This is a genomic window from Streptomyces sp. BBFR25 (genome assembly GCF_044590125.1).
GTDB classification, from domain to species: Bacteria; Actinomycetota; Actinomycetes; order Streptomycetales; family Streptomycetaceae; genus Streptomyces; species Streptomyces canus_D.
Map to the genome: position 1 here is coordinate 5,499,976 of NZ_CP172447.1, position 18,397 is coordinate 5,518,372.

The following is an 18,397-nucleotide window of genomic DNA, read 5'->3' on the forward strand; positions in this document are numbered from 1 at the left end:
GGCCGAGCGGCCCGGGGACGAGCCGTACCGGCTCAGATCAAATTCTCGTAAAACCGCTTATCCGGAGCTAACGGGCGAGGTGGCTATGGTAGGGGCTCCACTGGACACCACCAGAGCCGACAGGGGAGGTGCGGCCGCACCCGCGGATCGGGGCGGAGTGCTGCGGCGCTTCCTCGGATCGGCAGGCAGGCCGAAATCCGTGAACGACACCGCTGCTGACCACAGCCACGCCGAGGGTCCCGCCAGGGGACCCGCCCAGACCGCGACCTTCTCCAGCGACGCGGACGGGCAGGCGTGGACTCCGCCCACCTGGGAGGAGATCGTCAGCACCCACAGCGGCCGGGTCTACCGCCTCGCCTACCGCCTCACGGGCAACCAGCACGACGCCGAGGACCTCACCCAAGAGGTCTTCGTCCGCGTCTTCCGGTCCCTGTCGACCTACACGCCGGGCACCTTCGAGGGCTGGCTCCACCGCATCACCACCAACCTCTTCCTGGACATGGTCCGCCGCAAGCAGCGCATCCGGTTCGACGCGCTCGGCGACGACGCGGCCGAGCGCCTGCCCAGCAGGGAGCCCACCCCGCAGCAGCTCTTCCACGACGCCCACTTCGACGCGGACGTCCAGCAGGCGCTGGACACCCTCGCGCCCGAGTTCCGTGCCGCGGTCGTCCTGTGCGACATCGAGGGGCTGTCGTACGAGGAGATCGCCGCGACCCTCGGCGTCAAGCTCGGCACGGTCCGCTCCCGCATCCACCGCGGCCGTTCCCAGCTGCGCAAGGCGCTCGCGCACCGTTCCCCCGAGGCGCGCGCCGAGCGTCGCTCGTTCGCGGCCGGTGTTCCCGCACTGGGAGGAGGGGGCACGAGCGCGTGAGCGGATCACGGCCTGAGACCGAGGGACACCTCGCAGAGCAGCACCTGGGAGACCGACTCTCCGCCCTGGTGGACGGAGAGCTCGGTCATGACGCGCGTGAGCGCGTGCTGGCGCACGTGGCGACCTGCCCGAAGTGCAAGGCGGAGGTCGACGCCCAGCGCCGGTTGAAGAACGTGTTCGCGAAGGCGGCCCCGCCGGCCCCCTCCGAGAGCTTCCTGGCCCGCCTCCAGGGCCTCCCCGGCGGCGGGGACACGGACGGTGGCGGCTCGCCGCTCGCCCAGCTGGCCGGAGGCTTCGGCACGTCCGCGAGCCCCGGAGTCCTCGGCCCGCGGCGGGGCGAGCGGTTCGAGTTCGACTACGTCCCCGCCCGGCCGCACGCCTCGGTGCTGCCGCCCTCCTCGTCGGGGCGCGGCTTCCGGATCCACGACGTGCACCGGCACGAGTCCGACCGGTCGGCCTCGCGCGGCCTGCGGTTCGCATTCGCCGCCGCCGGAGCGGTGTCGCTGGCCGCCATCGCGCTGGGCGGCGTCACCCTCGGCACCCCGGACACCACCACCGAGGCCCGCGGCTCCGGCAGCGGCAGCAACGTGACGCCGCTGCGCACCCCGGGCGCGGCCGCGGCCACCGGCTCCGAGAGCCAGCGCCGCCGCACGGGCGGTCCGCTGCTCGGGCAGGGCCAGCGCGCACTGGGCGACACCCCCGTCGCGCCCACCACGGCCTCCGCGCCCTTGCTGCCCGGGATGCCGGCCCCCGCCGGGAGCGACGCACGGCAGCAGGCCGTCCGGGCGCTGACCACCCCGGTGACGGCCGGTGCCGCCGTCATGTCCCCGCTGATACGTCCGCTGGAAGCCGTTCCGCCGCTCTCCCTCAGCTCCTGGTCGGCGGCGCCCGAGGTCAGGCCGCCCGGCCTGCTCACCGCCCCCGACCCGGCTCCGTCCCCCTACCCCAAGCCTTCCCCGGCCGCCTCCTACCCTCCGGTTCGCTGACGGGATCTGCGCGCCGGTCCGCGAACCTGATTGAATCCGGGGTGGCGCCAGAGCCCTTGGAGCCGACGATCTGCGGCCAGCTGCGGGGGAGAAGATGAACGAGGGGAAGCCCACGAAGGCGAAGTGGTGGAGTCGTCCCCGCTCGTCCGAAGACGCGCTCGACGGCGACTTCGAACTGGAACGCCCCCGCCCGACCCCCACCGCGGGTACGGACACGGCCGCCGACGGAGGCGACTTCGAGCTGGCCCGCCCGGCGACGCCCCACGCGAGAGACGAGGGCGACTACGAGCTGGACCGCCCCCGGCCCGGGCGCGCCGAACCGGTGGACGCCGGTCTGCCCCGGCAGGGGGACCGCCACGCCGCCCCGGCGGAGGACGTGAGGTCGCGGTCCCACACGGACGCCGACGCCGCTCCCACCGACGCCGCGCCCGCCGCCGAGCGTCCCAAGCCGCTGCACGAACCCGACCCGTACAGCACCCCGCCCTACGGTGAGCCGGGCCCCTGGGCCCCCGCTCCGCCGGTCCAGCACCCGGCGGCCACACCCGCGCACGGCACGGCGACGGCGGCGGCCCCGCACCCGCCCGTACCGCACGCTCCGGTGCCGCCCGTCGGCGCGTCGTCGGTGGCTCCGCCTCCGGGTGCGGTGCCCGACCCGGCGTTCGCGGACGCCCCGCCCCCGGTGCCGCGAGCGGGCCAGGATCAGCACCCGGCGCCGCCCGGAGCCCCGGCGTACGACACGGCGTCCCAGGGCGCCGAACCCGCCGCCGACCCGTGGGGGCGCTACGACCCCTGGGCCGCCTCCGCCCAGCTCCACGACGCGGCCGACCGCGCGCCGAGACGGCGACGTCGGCCCGCCGCGAAGGCGCTCGTCGGCGGGGCGCTGCTCATCGCCCTGGTCTCCGGCGGCATCGGCGGCGCCGTGGGCGCCCACCTGGAGCGCAACGGCGGCGTGGGCACCGTCGAGCTGCCCCAGGCCGGGCCCGAGGCGGCCGAGCGGGACCCGGACAGCGTCGCCGGCATCGCCGCGCGCGCCCTGCCCAGCGTGGTGACCCTGCACGTGAGCGGCAGCGAGGCGGCAGGCACCGGGACCGGGTTCGTCCTCGACGACCGCGGCCACATCCTGACCAACAACCACGTCGTGGAGCCCGCGGGCTCCGGCGGCGAGATCACCGTGACCTTCAACGGCGGCGACACCGCCGAGGCCACCGTCGTCGGCCGGGACAGCGGGTACGACCTCGCCGTGGTGAAGGTCAAGGGCGTCACCGGCCTCACCCCGATGCCCCTCGGCAACTCCGAGAACGTGCGCGTCGGCGACCCCGTCGTCGCCATCGGCGCCCCCTTCGACCTGGCCGGCACGGTCACCTCCGGCATCATCAGCGCCAAGCAGCGGCCCATCACCGCGGGCGGCGAGGAGGGCGACGGCAGCGACGTCTCGTACGTCGACGCCCTGCAGACCGACGCGCCCATCAACCCCGGCAACTCCGGCGGACCCCTTCTGGACGCGCGGGGCCGGGCCATCGGCATCAACTCCGCCATCCGCTCCGCCGACAGCGGCAGCGCCGAGTCGGACGGCGGCCAGGCCGGTTCGATAGGTCTCGGCTTCGCCATCCCCATCAATCAGGGCAAGCGCGTCGCCGAGGAACTGATCAACACCGGCAAGGCCACCCACCCGGTCATCGGCATCACCCTCGACATGAACTACTCGGGCGACGGCGCCCGCGTGGGCGCCAAGGACAGCGACGGCGGACCCGCGGTCACCAGCGGCGGCCCCGGCGCGAAGGCCGGCATCAAGCCGGGGGACGTGATCACCGCGGTCGACGGGCAGCGCGTGCACTCCGGCGAGGAACTCATCGTCAAGACCCGCGCCCACCGCCCCGGCGACCGACTCGAACTGACCCTGGAACGCGACGGCAAGGAGACGAAGGTCTCACTGGTGCTCGGCTCCTCCGGCGGTGACTGACCCCGGGGAAGGTCCCGACAAGGCGCCAGGAAGGCAAACAATTCGGAAAGCGCTCACGTACACCCACTCGGGGCTCACGGGACGGTACCGGTCGGACGGGGTCGGCGGGTACCGTGGTGGCGGCCCGGACATCCCAAGGAGCTTCAGGTGTTCAATGACATAGGCGCACTAGAGCTGGTGACGCTCGTCGTCCTCGCCGTGCTCGTCTTCGGTCCGGACAAGCTCCCCAAGGTCATCCAGGACGTGACCCGCACCATCCGGAAGATCCGGGAGTTCTCGGACAGCGCCAAGCAGGACATCCGCCAGGAGCTGGGCCCCGAGTTCAAGGACTTCGAGTTCGAGGACCTCAACCCCAAGACGTTCCTCCGCAAGCAGCTGGACAACGACGAGCTGGGGCTCAAGGAGATCCGCAACGGCTTCGACCTGAAGAAGGAGATGGCCGAGGTCACCGACGCGGTCCACGGCCGTGACGCGGAGCCCTCGTCCTCCGGATCGTCGTCCTCCGGTTCCGGCGGAGGCCGGATCGACATGTCGAAGAAGCCCGAGACGCCGGCGAAGACCGACAAGCCCGGCGACGACCGTCCGCCCTTCGACATGGACGCCACCTGATCCCACCCCGTCCGCGTCCGGCCCGCGGGCCGCGAACGTGACGTGTCTCATACTCCGGACGGGGCGCACAGGACCCGAAGGCGACGCCCGCGCGGCCCACGCGCCGGGCGATTTCCCGGCTGCCGCCACCGGGGTGGCTATGCTGCCCGAGTTGTTGTGCGGACCGGACGAGTGCGCCCGAAGGGGGGCGGGCCGTTCCGGTCCGACGAGAGCGAGGAGGCGTCCGGGCAGATGGAGACGACGAGTCGGGCAGTCGCGCAGACGCCGGCCGCGGAGGGCGGACCACAGTCCCCCTCCGGCCGGCGTACGGTCGACGGCTACCTGCGTGCGCCCTTCCCGTGGTACGGCCTCGACGAGGCCTTCACGGGACGGCGCTGGCTGATGCAGGTCGGTACGGCGGCCGACGGGGCCGTGGAGCACGGCTCGATCGGGCACGGCGACGAACCGTCGGTGCGCAACGAGCACGTGGCGGGCGACGAGCAGGACGCCAAGGAGAAGTTCGCGGTGGTCGTGACCGTCGCGGCCAACCCCGACCGGCGCAGCGCCGACGGCACCGGCCTGCTGGAGGCCACCTCGGTGTCCTCGGCGGCCTGGCTCGCCGGAGTGGGGCTGCTGTCCTTCACCTGGCCCGGCCAGATGGACCACTCGCTGCGCGACGACTGGCTGGAGCAGCAGACGGAGACCGCGTGGGTCCTCGCGGACGACCTCGACGGCGAGGACTGGACGACGCTGTCCCTGCCGGTGGACGGCGTGCCGACGCCCTTCCACTACCGGGAGTCCGAGTTCGGCTGGGTGCTGGCCGGGTCGACCGGGCAGGGCGTGCACCTCGGCGCGTACGGGCGCGGCATGAGCGCGTACGGGCTGGCCTTCGCCGTCGTCAAGGACATCGCGGCGTACGCCTAGCCGACCGGTCGCGCGTACGACGAGGGGCGCCGTCCCGCCGGACAGCGCCCCTGCTTGCCGTACGCGTGTGCCGTACGGGCCGTCAGAACTTGTTCTTCGGCGTGATCCCCAGCGACAGTCCGGAGAGGCCGCGCTGACGGCCGCCGAGCTTGCCCGCGATCGAGCGCAGCGCCGCGCCCGCCGGGGAGTCCGGGTCGGACAGGACGACGGGCTTGCCCTCGTCGCCGCCCTCGCGCAGCCGGACGTCGATCGGGATGGCGCCGAGGACCGGCACCGACGCACCGGTCGTGCGGGTCAGGCCGTCGGCCACCGTCTGCCCGCCGCCGGTGCCGAAGACGTCGACCATCTCGCCGCAGTGCGGGCAGGGCAGCCCGGACATGTTCTCCACCACGCCGACGATCTTCTGGTGGGTCTGCACGGCGATGGCCCCGGCCCGCTCCGCCACCTCGGCGGCGGCCTGCTGAGGGGTCGTCACGACCAGGATCTCCGCGTTCGGCACCAGCTGCGCCACCGAGATGGCGATGTCGCCGGTGCCGGGCGGCAGGTCGAGCAGCAGGACGTCCAGGTCGCCCCAGTACACGTCCGCCAGGAACTGCTGGAGCGCGCGGTGCAGCATCGGGCCGCGCCAGACCACCGGCGCGTTGCCCGGGGTGAACATGCCGATCGAGATGACCTTCACCCCGTGGGCCGAAGGCGGCATGATCATGTTCTCGACCTGGGTGGGACGCCCGTCGGCGCCCAGCATGCGCGGCACGGAGTGGCCGTAGATGTCGGCGTCCACGACACCGACCTTCAGGCCGTCGGCCGCCATCGAGGCCGCCAGGTTCACCGTCACCGAGGACTTGCCGACGCCGCCCTTGCCGGACGCCACCGCGTACACCCGGGTCAGGCTGCCCGGCTTGGCGAAGGGCACCTCGCGCTCGGTCTGTCCGCCGCGCAGGGCGGTGGCCAGCTCCTTGCGCTGCTCGTCGCTCATCACGTCCAGCTCGACGTCGACGCGGGTGACGCCCTCGACCCGCGAGACCGCGTCGGTCACGCGCTGCGTGATGGTGTCCCGCATGGGGCAGCCGGAGACCGTCAGGTACACGGCGACCGCGACCGCTCCGTCCGCGCCGATCTCCACCGACTTGACCATCCCCAGCTCGGTGATGGGCCGGTTGATCTCGGGGTCGTTCACCGTCGCCAGTGCTTCGCGCACCGCGTCTTCCGTAGCCATAGGGTCGATGGTACGGCGCCGCCCACGGGGCACGGAAAGCCCCGTCAGCGGTCGTGTACGTCACGCCCCGCGGACCGGTCCGCCGGGAATACCCCGCGGTCGCCGTGATGGCCGTTCTGCCGCTCCTCCAGGTCCCTGACGAGGTCCTGCAACTCGGAGCGGATCCAGTCCCGCGTCGCGACCTCGCCGAGCCCGATGCGCAGGGCGGCGATCTCCCGGGTCAGGTACTCGGTGTCGGCGATCGACCGCTCGTTCTGCTTGCGGTCCTGCTCCAGGTTGACCCGGTCCCGGTCGTCCTGCCGGTTCTGCGCGAGCAGGATCAGCGGGGCGGCGTAGGAGGCCTGGAGCGAGAGCATCAGCGTCAGGAAGATGAACGGGTACTCGTCGAAGCGCAGCCCGCTCGGCGCCGACACGTTCCACACCACCCACAGGATGATGACGACCGTCATCCAGACGATGAACCGCCCGGTGCCCAGGAAGCGCGCCACGCGCTCCGAGAGCCGGCCGAAGGACTCCGGGTCCCACTCGGGCAGCAGCCTGCGGCGCGGCGCGCGGGGCTGGTCGAGGCGGGCCCGGGCACGGGAGGACGCGGTGGCCCCCGACGTGGCGCGTTCCCGGGTCGTCGTCTCGCGCTCAGGCACCATCGGCGCCCACCTCCCCCGTCGTCTCGTCCAGGTGGTACTCGGTCTCCCGCCAGTCGTCGGGCAGCATGTGGTCCAGTACGTCGTCCACGGTGACCGCGCCGAGCAGTGCCCCCGAGTCGTCCACGACGGGCGCCGCGACCATGTCGTACGCGGCGAAGAACCCGGCGACCACGGGCAGCGCGGCGTCCGGCTCCAGGGGCTGCAGGTCGTCGTCGAGGATCGAGCCGACCAGCGTGTACGGGGGGTCGCGCAGCAGGCGCTGGAAGTGGACCGTGCCCAGGTACTTGCCGGTCGGCGTCTCCTCGGGCGGCCGGCAGACGTAGATCTGGGCGGCGTGCGCCGGGGACAGGTCGGGATTGCGGATGCGGGCCAGGGCGTCGGCGACGGTCGCGTCGGGCCGCAGCACGATCGGCTCGGTCGTCATCAGACCGCCGGCCGTGTGCTCCTCGTACGCCATCAGGCGCCGCATGTCGGCCGCGTCGTCGGGCTGCATCAGGCTCAGCAGCCGTTCCTTGTCCGCCTCGGGCAGCTCGCCGAGCAGGTCGGCCGCGTCGTCGGGGTCCATCGCCTCCAGGACGTCCGCGGCGCGCTCCTCCTTCAGCTTGCCGAGGATCTCGATCTGGTCGTCCTCGGGCAGCTCCTCCAGCACGTCGGCCAGGCGGTCGTCGTCGAGCGCGGCGGCGACCTCGGCGCGGCGCTTGGCGGACAGGTGGTGCAGGACGTTGGCGAGGTCGGCGGGACGCAGCTGCTCGAAGGTGGCCAGCAGGTTCTCGGCACCCTGCCCCTGCTCCTCGACGGAGAAGCCGGTGACGCCGGACCACTCCACGGTGAGCGTCTCGCCCTTGTTGCGGCGGAAGGCGCCGCCCTTCCTGCCCTTGCGGACGAAGACCTTGTCGATCTCCCAGTCCCGGCGGGCGGGCAGCTGCTGCACCGACAGGTCGAGCACCGTGACCTCCTCACCCGTCTCGGTGAGGGTGACCCGCCGGTCGAGCAGCTCGCCGAAGACGAGGCGCTCGGTGGGCCGCTGCTCGAAGCGCCGGACGTTGAGGACGCCGGTGGTGATGACCTGGCCGGACTCGATGCCCGTGACCCGGGTCATGGGGAGGAAGATGCGGCGGCGGGTGGTGAGTTCGACGACCAGGCCGAGCACCCGCGGGGGTTTGCGGGCCACGCGGAGCATGACGACCAGATCGCGGACGCGTCCCACCTGGTCGCCGGCCGGGTCGAAGACGGCGATGCCGGAGAGATGGGAGACGAAGATCCGGGGGGCGCCCGCTGCCATGGCCGCGGCCTCCTTTCCTCACGCTGCCCGGAGCCGGGCGGGAGTGCATGGAAGTCGAGTGGGAGTGCGTGAAGGCTGATTCGTACGGTGTCTCTTTTCCGAATTGCCCGCTCGGACGCGCTTCAGGCTAGCCCGTCCCGATCGGCCTCGCCCTGGCGGCCGGTCCGGACGGTCTGGCTCCGTTCGCCCCGCACGGCCCCGGTACGCTGCGCCCTGGCCCGGTCGGTTCGCCGCCGACGTCCGTCGGCCTCGTGTCCGCCCTGTCAGAAAGGCAGTCCCCCCTGTGTCTGTGACTCCCCGGCGCCGAATCCGCAGGGCCGCCTGGCTGGGCGCGGTGTGCGCCCTGGCCGTGACGGGGCTGGCGGGATGCAGCGGTGAGGACCCCGACGCGGGCACCAACGGCGTCGGGAAGCTCCCGGCGGACAAGATCCAGGCGAAGGCCGGTACGGCCGCGCAGGCCGCCGACACGGTCCGCCTGCACGGCACGGTGGAAGCCGGCGGCAACAGGTACACCCTCGACATGCGGCTCAAGGCCGACGGAGGGACCGGGTCGGTCGCGGCGGAGGGGACGACGTTCGGACTGCTGCGCGTCGGCGAGCAGCTCTTCCTCAAGGCCGACGCCGGGTTCTGGAGCCACGACGGCGGGGACGCGAAGGCGGCCGACAAGCTCGCGGGCAAGTACGTGAAGGTGCCGCAGAGCGACCCCGTGTACAAGAAGTTCAGCGGTTTCACGGACAAGGACGTCCTCCTCGGCGGACTGCTGACCCTGCACGGCACGGTCAAGACGGACGGCCGCCACGAGCAGGGGGGCGTGCGCACCATCCGGATCACCGGCGACGACGGAGCCGGCGGCTCGCTGGACGTCTCCCTGGAGGGCACGCCGTACCCGCTGCGCCTGGTGCGGGCGGGCAGCGCGGGCACGATCGGCTTCTCGGACTGGAACAAGGACTTCGCGCTGGAGGAGCCGGAGAAGGACGACACCCTGGACTACGGCAAGCAGCTCCCGTCCTCCTGAGACCTCCCGTGGCAGGTCTCCCGCGGCCGTCAGCGCCGTTTGCGGCGCTTCAGGAGCAGGCGCGGCAGCCCCGCCGGCGCCGGCTGCCGGGTCGTCGCCGGGCTCGGCAGCGGTGCCTCGGCCAGCGAGGCGTCGGGCAGCGGTGCCGTGCTCCCCGTCGGCTCCAGGCGCAGCACCCGGCACTCCCGGGCCCAGCGCTCGGTCATGGCCTCGCCGTCCGGGGCGTTAAGCCGCTTGCCCTTGAGGTCGCCGACGGCCGCCTGCCACGCCTCGGAACCGGACGGCAGCTCCACGACCCGCGCGGCCCAGGAGACCAGCCGGCCGCCCTTGTCCTTGCTGCGCACCGTCACCTCGGCCGCCGCCCCGTCGGTCAGCCCCGGCAGCGGCTGCTCGCCCGGCCCGTCGCCGACGACGCAGGCCGCGCCCTCGTGCCAGACGTGCCACAGCGCCCGGGCGGGCACCCCGGGGCCCTTGACCCAGACGAGGCCGGACTTCTTGGTGGCCTCCTCGACGAGGGCCTTCTCGAGCAGCTCGCTTGTCATGCGCTCAGCCTATCCAGGGGCCCGGGGACGCGTTCAGAGCCAGCCGTTGCGCTTGAGCGTGCGGTGGATGCCCAGACAGAGGCCGACCGTGATCGACAGCACCAGCGGGTAGCCGAACTTCCAGTGGGTCTCCGGCATGTAGTCGAAGTTCATGCCGTACACGCCGCACACCATCGTCGGCACGGCGATGATCGCGGCCCACGAGGTGATCTTGCGCATGTCCTCGTTCTGCGCGACGGACGCCTGGGCCAGGTTGGCCTGGAGGATGGAGTTCAGCAGTTCGTCGAAGCCGATGACCTGCTCCTGCACCCGCGCCACGTGGTCGGCGACGTCCCGGAAGTACTTCTGGATCTCCGGGTCGATCAGCCGCATCGGCCGCTCGCTGAGCAGCTGCATGGGGCGCAGCAGCGGCGCCACCGCCCGCTTGAACTCCAGCACTTCGCGCTTGAGCTGGTAGATCCGCCCGGCGTCGGTGCCGCGCGGGCTGCCCTTGCGGCCCGGCGAGAACACCTCCGTCTCGACCTCGTCGATGTCGTCCTGCACCGCGTCGGCGACCGCGATGTAGCCGTCGACGACGTGGTCGGCGATGGCGTGCAGCACCGCGGAGGGGCCCTTGAGCAGCAGCTCGGGGTCCTCCTGGAGGCGGCGGCGCAGCGCGCGCAGCGAGCCCTGCCCGCCGTGCCGGACGGTGATGAAAAAGTCCCGCCCGGTGAAGCACATGACCTCGCCGGTCTCGACGACCTCGCTGTTGGCGGTGAGCTGGTCGTGGTCGACGTAGTGGACGGTCTTGAAGACCGTGAACAGGGAGTCGTCGTAGCGCTCCAGCTTGGGCCGCTGGTGGGCCTGGACCGCGTCCTCCACGGCCAGCGGGTGCAGCCCGAACTCCCGGGCGATACCGGCGAACTCGTCCTCGGTGGGCTCGTGCAGCCCGATCCACACGAACCCGCCGTCGCGGCGCACCTGGCGCATGGCCGTGTGCGGGGTCAGCGGCACGTCGGTCTCGACGCGGGTGCCGTCGCGGTAGACGGCGCAGTCGACGACGGCGGAGGCGGTCGCCGGGTCGCGGGTGGTGTCGTAGGAGCCGCTGTCCTTGCGCAGGGACACGCGGGACGGGCGGACAGCGGCGCGCAGGTCACGGATCATCGACATGGCAGGCTCCTTCGCGGCGGGCAGCGAACGAGGCCGGTGACGGGTGGAACCGCCCGGAATGGGGACGTCCTGACTACGCGTGCTCGGCGCGTCCACAAAGCGGGGGGCACCGCACCGTCGCGGTGGCCGACTTCGCTGCTGATTGAGCTGCTGATACGGATCGACGGACAGCGCGTCGACGAATCGGATCAGGCAAAACGAGACGAAGTGCTCTTCCGTGAGAAGGCGCGCACATGAGGCTGCGGCAGGAAGGCCGGAGCGGCAGCGTCAGCGGCGGGAAGAGCGAGTGGTACTGCACGGTCGACTTCGGTCCATGCCGCCCACCTCCTCCGGCCGGTCCCTCGTGAGGGACGATCCATTCCCCTTGTTTGGAGGGGTTCCCCGTAGGGGAGAGTTCACAGCGTCGGGGGCTTGATCGCGACGCTCTGCGTGCTGCCCCGAACCGCTGGCCCACAGTACCAGCCGCGCGACGTGTCAAGGCGCCGCTTTGCCTCTTCACGACGAGTTCTATGCTCGCCGCATGGCTGATGTTCTTCCTCTGGTCGAGGCCCGGTTGCACAGCGCGCTGGGCGAACCGGACGCGCGCGCGGCGGTCACCTTCCTCGGCACCGACCGCATCGAGGTGCTGCGTTTCTCCGCCTCGGGCCAGGAGGGCGACGTCGTCCGCTACGCCACCCTCGGCATGTCGGCCCAGCCCATGGCGGACCCCACGGCCGCGCTCGCCGACCCGGTCAAGGGCCCCCGCGCCGAGCTGGTGCTCTCCGTGCGGGCCGGGGCGGCCGACACCGACAAGGTGCTGCGCCCGCTCGCCGTGCTGGCCGCCTCCCCGCAGGTCGAGGGCGTGATCGTGGCGCCCGGTGCGTCACTCGACGTCGGCGAGCCGCTGTGGCCCGGGGCGCCGTTCACCTCGGTGCTGGTCGCCGAGTCGGGCGGTCTGGTGGAGGACCTGGAGCTGGACGCCCCGCTGGACCCCGTACGGTTCCTGCCGCTGCTGCCGATGACGCCGAACGAGGCCGCCTGGAAGCGTGTGCGCGGCGCGCCCGCCCTCCAGGAGCGCTGGCTGAACCACGGAACGGACCTGCGCGATCCGTCGCGCAGGTCCGTGCCCCTGGACTGACCCGGCCGAGTGACGTAACTCACCGGTTCCGTCTCGTCAGTTGGCGAAGACCGTGACCGAGTCCTCACTCGCGTGCTTCGGCTCCAGCTCCTCGGCGTCATGGGTGAGGGCACGCCGCCGTACGACGACCACGACCGCGCCGAGCAGGGCGGTCACCGCGGCCACCACGAACGGGATGTGGACGTCGGTCCACTCCTCGATCTTCGGCGCGAAGTAGGGGGCGGCCGCCGCGGCGAACCAGCGCACGAAGTTGTAGCCCGCGCTCGCCACCGGACGCGGCGCGTCGGAGACCCCGAGGGCCAGCTCGGTGTAGACGGTGTTGTTCACGCCGATGAACGCGCCGGACAGGATCGTGCAGACGATCGCCGCGGTGTGGTTGCCGTAGCCGAGGACCAGGACGTCGGCCGCGAGCAGCACCAGCGAGCCGCCGAGCACCTTGAGCGAGCCGAACCGCCGCTGCATGCGCGGCGCCACCAGCACCGAGAAGACGGCGAGCAGCACACCCCAGGCGAAGAACACGGCACCCGACTTGTACGGCGTCATGTTCAGCACGAACGGGGTGAAGGCCAGCACGGTGAAGAACGTGTAGTTGTAGAAGAACGCCGAGACCGCGGCGGAGGCGAGGCCGCCGTGGCCCAGCGCCTTGATCGGGTCGAGCAGCGAGGTCTTGCGGGCCGGCTTCGGCTGCTCCTTCAGGAACACCGTGATGCACAGGAAGCCGATCGCCATCAGGAACGCGGTGCCGAAGAACGGGTAGCGCCAGCTGGCGTCGCCGAGCAGCGCGCCCAGCAGCGGGCCGCAGGCCATGCCGAGGCCGAGGGCGGACTCGTAGAGCAGGATCGCCGCGGCGCTCCCGCCGGCCGCCGCGCCGACGATCACCGCGAGGGCCGTCGAGACGAACAGCGCGTTGCCCAGGCCCCAGCCCGCCCGGTAGCCGACGAGCTGGCCGACGGTGTCGGAGGTGCCGGCGAGGCCCGCGAAGACCACGACGAAGGCCAGGCCGAGCAGCAGGGTCTTGCGGCCGCCGATGCGGCTGGAGACGAAGCCGGTGACCAGCATCGCCAGGGCGGTGATGAGGAAGTACGAGGTGAACAGGAGGGAGACCTGACCGGCGCTCGCGTCCAGGCCCTTGGCGATGGACGGAAGGATCGGGTCGACGAGCCCGATGCCCATGAAGGCCACCACGGAGGCGCCCGCGGTCGCCCACACGGCCTTGGGCTGCCGCAGGATGCCGCCCGCACCCGCGTCGAAGGGGTCCATGCTTGCTCTCCAATGCCGAGAGATCGATGCCGAATGGTTGGTGTATACACATAGTAAGTTAGTCCGGCTAATTAATGCAACGTACACCTAGTTGTTCGGGGGTCTGCCTGGTCCACGCCCTTCCGTCCGGATGGGTGATCGTCCTTGACGTGGGGGAGTGAGGGTAGGACCGTGGGGCTCTATGAGGGGCGAACCCAGTTGCCCGAAGTGTGGTGGCCGGGTCAGGGCTCCCGGCCTCTTCGCCGATTCCTGGCAGTGCGACCTGCACGGCACCGTGCACCCGGTCCAGCCCGTACTCCCGCCCAGCGTCGAGGCGCTCGGCGTCGTGGTGCACCGCACACAGGTGCCGGTGTGGATGCCCTGGCCGCTGCCGGTCGGCTGGCTGTTCACCGGCGTGGCCTGTGCGGGCGACGACCGCAGCGGGGGCAGGGCGAGTGCCGTCGCCTGCTCCGGACCCGGCCCGCTCGGGGGCATCGGTGAGCTGATCCTGGTCGCCGAGGAACTCGGCGTCGGTCTCGGCGCCCGGTACGCGGGGCTCGACGCCCCCGACCCGGGGCCGTACCTGGACGTCGAGAAGCCGCCCCAGGCCAAGGTCCTGGCCGCGGGCCGCCCCACCCCCCTCTGGCACGTCTCCGGCGGCCCGGTCGACCGTGCCGTCTTCGCCGGGGAGGCCCTCGGCATGTGGCTGTGGGCCGTCGTGTGGCCCGAGCGGTCGGGGCTGCTGATGTACGAGGAACTGGTGCTGACCGACCTGCGGGACGCGGGTGCCGAGGTGGACCTGGTGCCGTGCGGGGCGCTGTCGCCGCGGCTGATCGAGCCGACGGCGCCGTAGCGCGGCGCGGGCGGGCGCGGCGGCCAACAGGGGCGAGTAGGGGGCGCAGGGGCGCTGCGGGTGTGACGGCGGGAGGCTGAGTTCCGGTTATCCTTGAGCGTCCCCTTCCGTCCCGTCACCGCTTGGAGTCAGCGTCGTGCGCATCGATCTGCACACCCACTCCACTGCGTCCGACGGCACGGACACCCCGGCCCAGCTGGTGCGCAAGGCCGCCGCGGCCGGTCTGGACGTCGTCGCGCTGACCGACCACGACACCACCCGCGGCCACGCCGAGGCCGTCGCCGCGCTGCCCGAGGGGCTCACCCTCGTCACCGGCGCCGAACTCTCCTGCCGCCTCGACGGCATCAGCATGCACATGCTGGCCTACCTCTTCGACCCCGAGGAACCCGCCCTGCTCGCCGAGCGCGAGCTGGTCCGGGACGACCGGGTGCCGCGGGCCCGGGGCATGGTCGCCAGGCTCAACGAACTGGGCGTGCCCGTCACCTGGGAGCAGGTCGCCCGGATCGCCGGGGACGGCTCGGTCGGCCGCCCGCACGTGGCCACCGCCCTCGTGGAACTGGGCGTGGTCCCGACGGTGAACGACGCCTTCACCCAGGACTGGCTGGCCGACGGCGGCCGGGCCCACGTGGCGAAGCACGAGACCGACCCCTTCGAGGCGCTCCGGCTGATCAAGGGCGCGGGCGGGGTCGCCGTGTTCGCGCACCCGGCCGCCGCCAAGCGGGGGCGCACCGTGTCCGAGGCCGCGATCGCCGACCTGGCGGCCGCCGGGCTCGACGGCATCGAGGTCGACCACATGGACCACGACGCGGACACGCGGGCCCGGCTGCGCGGGACGGCGAAGGAGCTGGGGCTCCTGGTGACCGGCTCCAGCGACTACCACGGCAGCCGGAAGACCTGTGTGCTCGGCGAGTACACGACCGACCCCGAGGTGTACGGGGAGATCACGCGACGGGCGTTCGGGGCGTTCCCCGTGCCCGGGGCCGGCGGGGTCTGAGCCGCACCCCCGCGCGTCCACCTTTCCACTCCTCCGCAAGGCCAGTAGCCCACCCATGTTCGACGTCGCCGTCTTCGGCTCCCTCTTCCTGACCCTTTTCGTCATCATGGATCCCCCCGGGATCACCCCGATCTTCCTCGCGCTGACCTCCGGCCGCCCCGCCAAGGTGCAGAAGCGGATGGCCCTCCAGGCCGTCTGCGTCGCCGGTGGCGTGATCACGGTGTTCGGTCTGCTCGGGCATCAGATCCTCGACTACCTGCACGTGTCCGTGCCCGCCCTGATGATCGCGGGCGGGCTGCTGCTCCTGCTGATCGCCCTCGACCTGCTCACCGGCAAGACGGACGAACCGAAGCAGACCAAGGACGTCAACGTCGCCCTCGTACCGCTGGGCATGCCGCTGCTCGCCGGGCCCGGGGCGATCGTGTCGGTCATCCTGGCCGTGCAGAAGGCGGACAGCGTGACCACGCAGGTCTCGGTGTGGGCGGCGATCCTCGCCATCCACGTGGTGCTGTGGCTGGTGATGCGCTACTCGCTGCTGATCATCCGGGTGATCAAGGACGGCGGCGTGGTCCTGGTGACCCGCCTCGCCGGCATGATGCTCTCCGCGATCGCCGTGCAGCAGATCATCAACGGGGTCACCCAGGTGATCCAGGGCGCGTGAGCACGAGAACAGGGCCCCGCACGGAGTTCCGTGCGGGGCCCTGTTCTCGTGTGCGAAGGGTCCGCGCTACAAGGCCGAGGTGTCGGCGGGGCGGATCCACAGGCGCTGCCCGATGGCGGCGGCCTGCTGAACGATGCGGTTCACGGAGGCTGCGTCCACGACAGTCGTGTCCACGGGGGTCCCGTCGACGTCGTCGAGTCGCATGACTTCAAAGCGCATGGCCTCTCCCTTGATCTGGTCATCCTCCTGCGGAGAACTACTGGTGTGGCTCCTGGGTCGTCGGTGCCCGGGCTTCCGTAGTGGTCAACGGCATGCCCTCTGCAAACATTCCCTACGCTAAGGAAATTTTTCGCACGACTAATTACTGACAAGTAAGCCGCTTGTTACGAGGTGGCGGGGCGGCGTGCCCCCGCAGGGGGCGGAACATGTGAAAGGTGTGCGCCGCAAAACCGACCGGGACCGGTTGTGTTCGTAGCGTGACCGCCGGGACAATGGAGGCGATGAACGACGACCTCGCGCCCCTGAACGCTCGTATCGATCGCACGAACGAGCTGCTCCAGCGCATGCTCGCCGAGGTGGCCAAGACCCCCTCGACCCACGCGATCTTCGTCGACGCCGGATATCTGTACGCGGCGGCGGGGCGACTGGTGGCCGGGACCGAGGACCGCCGGGCCTTCGACCTGGACGCCGAGGGCCTGATCGAGGCGTTCATCGACAGGGCCCGCACCGTCTTCGCGGACAGCCGTCTGCTGCGCGTCTACTGGTACGACGGCGCCCGCCGCCGCATTCACACCGCCGAGCAGCAGTCCATCGCCGAGCTGCCGGACGTCAAGGTCCGCCTGGGCAACCTCAACGCCAACAACCAGCAGAAGGGCGTCGACTCCCTCATCCGCACCGACCTGGAGTCCCTCGCCCGGCACCGCGCCATCAGCGACGCGGCCCTGCTCGGCGGCGACGAGGACCTCGTGTCCGCGGTCGAGGCCGCCCAGGGGTACGGCGCCCGGGTCCACCTGTGGGGCATCGAGGCCCCCGAGGGCCGCAACCAGGCCGAGCCGCTGCTCTGGGAGGTCGACAGCCAGCGCACCCTCGACCTCGACTTCTTCAAGCCGTACGTCTCCCGGCGCGCGACCCACTCCGGCGAGGTGCCGGGCACCCTGCGCCCCGGGCGCGAGGACGTCCGCTTCGTCGGCGCGCAGATCGCGGCGAAGTGGCTGGCGTCCCGGGGCCGCGAGTCACTGGTGGAGCTGCTCCCCGGTCACCCCTACCTCCCCGGCTCCGTGGACCAGGACCTGCTGGTGGAGGCCGAGGGGCTGCTCCAGTACTCGCTGCGCGCCCAGCCCGACCTGCGACGGGCGCTGCGGGACGGCTTCTGGGAGCACCTGCGGGCGCAGTACTAGCCGCCCCGTACCAGGGCCGGACGGCGCTCAGCGCACGTACGGCCGGGGCGGCACGGGGTGGTCGTCCCAGAAGTCGGCCAGGGCGCGGGCCGTCGGCAGGGGCTGGTCGGTGTTGGGGGAGTGCTCGGCGCCCGCGACGACCGTCCGGCGCGCGTTGAGCTGGAGGGCCATCTCGTCCAGGAGGGGCACCGGCCAGGTGTCGTCGTAGGCGCCCGACAGCACGTGGAAGGGGAGCGGCACGGCGGCCAGTTCGGCGACACGGTCCGGCTCGGTGCACAACTGGCGTCCCGTGGCGAGCAGTTGCGCCGGCCTGGTGCCCAGCCAGCGGTCGCGCAGCCGTTCCGGCTCCTCCGGGCCGTGGGCGGGGGCCGGGGCGCCGGCCTCCTCCGGCGGCCCCATGGCCTGCATCACCTTCCAGACCTCCGCCATCGTCATGGTGTCCAGCGCGTCCCGCAGCAGCTTCACCCGCTGCCGTTGCGACTCGGAGATCCGCGCCGGACCGGAGGACATCAGCGTGAGCGACAGGAACGGGGCGGGGTCGAGCAGGACGGCGGCCCGCGCGATCTGGCCGCCGAGAGAGTGCCCGAGGAGATGCACGCGCGTCCCGAGGGCGGTGGCCTGCGCGAGCACGTCCCGGGCCAGCTCGGGCCGGGCGTAGGCGGCCTCGTCGTGCTCCGGCCCGTCCGACTCGTACTGCCCGCGTCCGTCCACGGCGACCGTGCGGTAGCCGCGCGCCCCGAGCGGCCGGTGCAGCAGCGTGAAGTCCTCCTTGCTCCCCGTGAACCCGGGCAGCATCATCACCACGCCCCTCGGCGCGACCCCGTCGGCCACGGGCGAGTCGACGACGGCGAACTCGCCGCGGGCGGTACGCAGCCGGTACGCACGGGCGCGCGGGGGCGGGCTGAAGGCGGCGTTCCTGCTCACGGGCAGAGGTTATCGGGCGGGGACGGACGGGCGCG

The 18,397-nt window shown here is 72.2% G+C and carries 19 protein-coding genes; 11 read left to right on the forward strand and 8 right to left on the reverse strand.

What is annotated here, in order from left to right; translation table 11 throughout:
• Positions 1–199: 199 nt before the first annotated feature.
• The 5 genes from sigE to ACGH52_RS25245 all read left to right on the forward strand — a co-directional run bounded on the left by sigE (position 200) and on the right by ACGH52_RS25245 (position 5,329).
• Entirely contained in the window at positions 200–871 is a 672-nt protein-coding gene (sigE, locus tag ACGH52_RS25225) for an RNA polymerase sigma factor SigE (RefSeq protein WP_059300724.1), read from the forward strand.
• Positions 868–1,857 carry an anti-sigma factor gene (locus ACGH52_RS25230; protein ID WP_210976815.1) on the forward strand — a complete coding sequence of 330 codons (990 nt, stop codon included), beginning with the start codon at positions 868–870 and terminating at the stop codon, positions 1,855–1,857. The genes sigE and ACGH52_RS25230 overlap by 4 nt, the downstream gene beginning before the upstream one ends.
• Before the next feature lie 94 nt (positions 1,858–1,951).
• The gene (locus ACGH52_RS25235) at positions 1,952–3,817 is read left to right on the forward strand and encodes a trypsin-like peptidase domain-containing protein (protein WP_399942566.1); all 1,866 of its coding nucleotides are present in this window, start codon (positions 1,952–1,954) and stop codon (positions 3,815–3,817) included.
• 147 nt (positions 3,818–3,964) lie between these two features.
• Positions 3,965–4,426, forward strand: coding sequence for a sec-independent translocase (locus ACGH52_RS25240; protein ID WP_076976149.1), 462 nt, complete (start codon positions 3,965–3,967; stop codon positions 4,424–4,426).
• 231 nt (positions 4,427–4,657) lie between these two features.
• Positions 4,658–5,329, forward strand: coding sequence for a hypothetical protein (locus tag ACGH52_RS25245; protein ID WP_171987374.1), 672 nt, complete (start codon positions 4,658–4,660; stop codon positions 5,327–5,329).
• Between the two features lie 82 nt (positions 5,330–5,411).
• On the opposite strand, the gene ACGH52_RS25250 is transcribed toward ACGH52_RS25245, so the two are convergent.
• Genes ACGH52_RS25250 through ACGH52_RS25260 form a run of 3 tightly spaced genes read right to left on the reverse strand, consistent with a single transcriptional unit; the run spans position 5,412 to position 8,471 of the window.
• Positions 5,412–6,545, reverse strand: a complete 1,134-nt coding sequence (locus ACGH52_RS25250; RefSeq protein WP_052840833.1) for an Mrp/NBP35 family ATP-binding protein — start codon at positions 6,543–6,545, stop codon at positions 5,412–5,414.
• Between the two features lie 44 nt (positions 6,546–6,589).
• The gene (locus tag ACGH52_RS25255) at positions 6,590–7,189 is read right to left on the reverse strand and encodes a DUF1003 domain-containing protein (protein WP_193777561.1); all 600 of its coding nucleotides are present in this window, start codon (positions 7,187–7,189) and stop codon (positions 6,590–6,592) included.
• Positions 7,179–8,471, reverse strand: a complete 1,293-nt coding sequence (locus ACGH52_RS25260; protein WP_059300718.1) for a magnesium transporter MgtE N-terminal domain-containing protein — start codon at positions 8,469–8,471, stop codon at positions 7,179–7,181. The genes ACGH52_RS25255 and ACGH52_RS25260 overlap by 11 nt, the downstream gene beginning before the upstream one ends.
• 283 nt (positions 8,472–8,754) lie before the next feature.
• Between ACGH52_RS25260 and ACGH52_RS25265 the strand changes: the two genes are divergently transcribed.
• The gene (locus tag ACGH52_RS25265; protein ID WP_193777560.1) at positions 8,755–9,486 is read left to right on the forward strand and encodes a hypothetical protein; all 732 of its coding nucleotides are present in this window, start codon (positions 8,755–8,757) and stop codon (positions 9,484–9,486) included.
• A 29-nt stretch (positions 9,487–9,515) separates the two neighbouring features.
• On the opposite strand, the gene ACGH52_RS25270 is transcribed toward ACGH52_RS25265, so the two are convergent.
• Together ACGH52_RS25270 and ACGH52_RS25275 are read right to left on the reverse strand one after the other, a co-directional pair.
• The gene (locus ACGH52_RS25270) at positions 9,516–10,028 is read right to left on the reverse strand and encodes a hypothetical protein (RefSeq protein ID WP_076976152.1); all 513 of its coding nucleotides are present in this window, start codon (positions 10,026–10,028) and stop codon (positions 9,516–9,518) included.
• 33 nt (positions 10,029–10,061) lie between these two features.
• Positions 10,062–11,177 carry a magnesium and cobalt transport protein CorA gene (locus tag ACGH52_RS25275; protein WP_210976817.1) on the reverse strand — a complete coding sequence of 372 codons (1,116 nt, stop codon included), beginning with the start codon at positions 11,175–11,177 and terminating at the stop codon, positions 10,062–10,064.
• A gap of 520 nt (positions 11,178–11,697) precedes the next feature.
• On the opposite strand from ACGH52_RS25275, the gene ACGH52_RS25280 reads away from it, so the two are divergent.
• On the forward strand, positions 11,698–12,294 hold the full coding sequence (locus ACGH52_RS25280; RefSeq protein WP_399942571.1) for a suppressor of fused domain protein: 597 nt from the start codon (positions 11,698–11,700) through the stop codon (positions 12,292–12,294).
• Between the two features lie 36 nt (positions 12,295–12,330).
• On the opposite strand, the gene ACGH52_RS25285 is transcribed toward ACGH52_RS25280, so the two are convergent.
• Complete coding sequence (locus tag ACGH52_RS25285; protein WP_399942574.1) at positions 12,331–13,554, reverse strand: MFS transporter; 1,224 nt, start codon at positions 13,552–13,554, stop codon at positions 12,331–12,333.
• A gap of 181 nt (positions 13,555–13,735) precedes the next feature.
• Here ACGH52_RS25285 and ACGH52_RS25290 point away from each other — a divergent pair, with 181 nt between their 5' ends.
• The 3 genes from ACGH52_RS25290 to ACGH52_RS25300 all read left to right on the forward strand — a co-directional run bounded on the left by ACGH52_RS25290 (position 13,736) and on the right by ACGH52_RS25300 (position 16,041).
• Positions 13,736–14,386, forward strand: coding sequence for a DUF6758 family protein (locus tag ACGH52_RS25290; RefSeq protein ID WP_059300712.1), 651 nt, complete (start codon positions 13,736–13,738; stop codon positions 14,384–14,386).
• Between the two features lie 136 nt (positions 14,387–14,522).
• A complete protein-coding gene (locus ACGH52_RS25295; protein ID WP_121701725.1) occupies positions 14,523–15,380 on the forward strand; it encodes a PHP domain-containing protein in 858 nt (285 codons plus the stop codon).
• 55 nt (positions 15,381–15,435) lie between these two features.
• Positions 15,436–16,041, forward strand: coding sequence for a MarC family protein (locus ACGH52_RS25300; RefSeq protein ID WP_076976158.1), 606 nt, complete (start codon positions 15,436–15,438; stop codon positions 16,039–16,041).
• A gap of 66 nt (positions 16,042–16,107) precedes the next feature.
• Here ACGH52_RS25300 and ACGH52_RS25305 read toward each other — a convergent pair whose 3' ends face one another.
• Entirely contained in the window at positions 16,108–16,260 is a 153-nt protein-coding gene (locus ACGH52_RS25305; RefSeq protein WP_007444413.1) for a hypothetical protein, read from the reverse strand.
• 281 nt (positions 16,261–16,541) lie between these two features.
• On the opposite strand from ACGH52_RS25305, the gene ACGH52_RS25310 reads away from it, so the two are divergent.
• On the forward strand, positions 16,542–17,438 hold the full coding sequence (locus ACGH52_RS25310; RefSeq protein WP_059300764.1) for an NYN domain-containing protein: 897 nt from the start codon (positions 16,542–16,544) through the stop codon (positions 17,436–17,438).
• Between the two features lie 27 nt (positions 17,439–17,465).
• Here ACGH52_RS25310 and ACGH52_RS25315 read toward each other — a convergent pair whose 3' ends face one another.
• Positions 17,466–18,362: an alpha/beta fold hydrolase gene (locus ACGH52_RS25315; protein ID WP_399942579.1), complete on the reverse strand. Its 897-nt coding sequence runs from the start codon at positions 18,360–18,362 to the stop codon at positions 17,466–17,468.
• Positions 18,363–18,397: the final 35 nt, after the last annotated feature.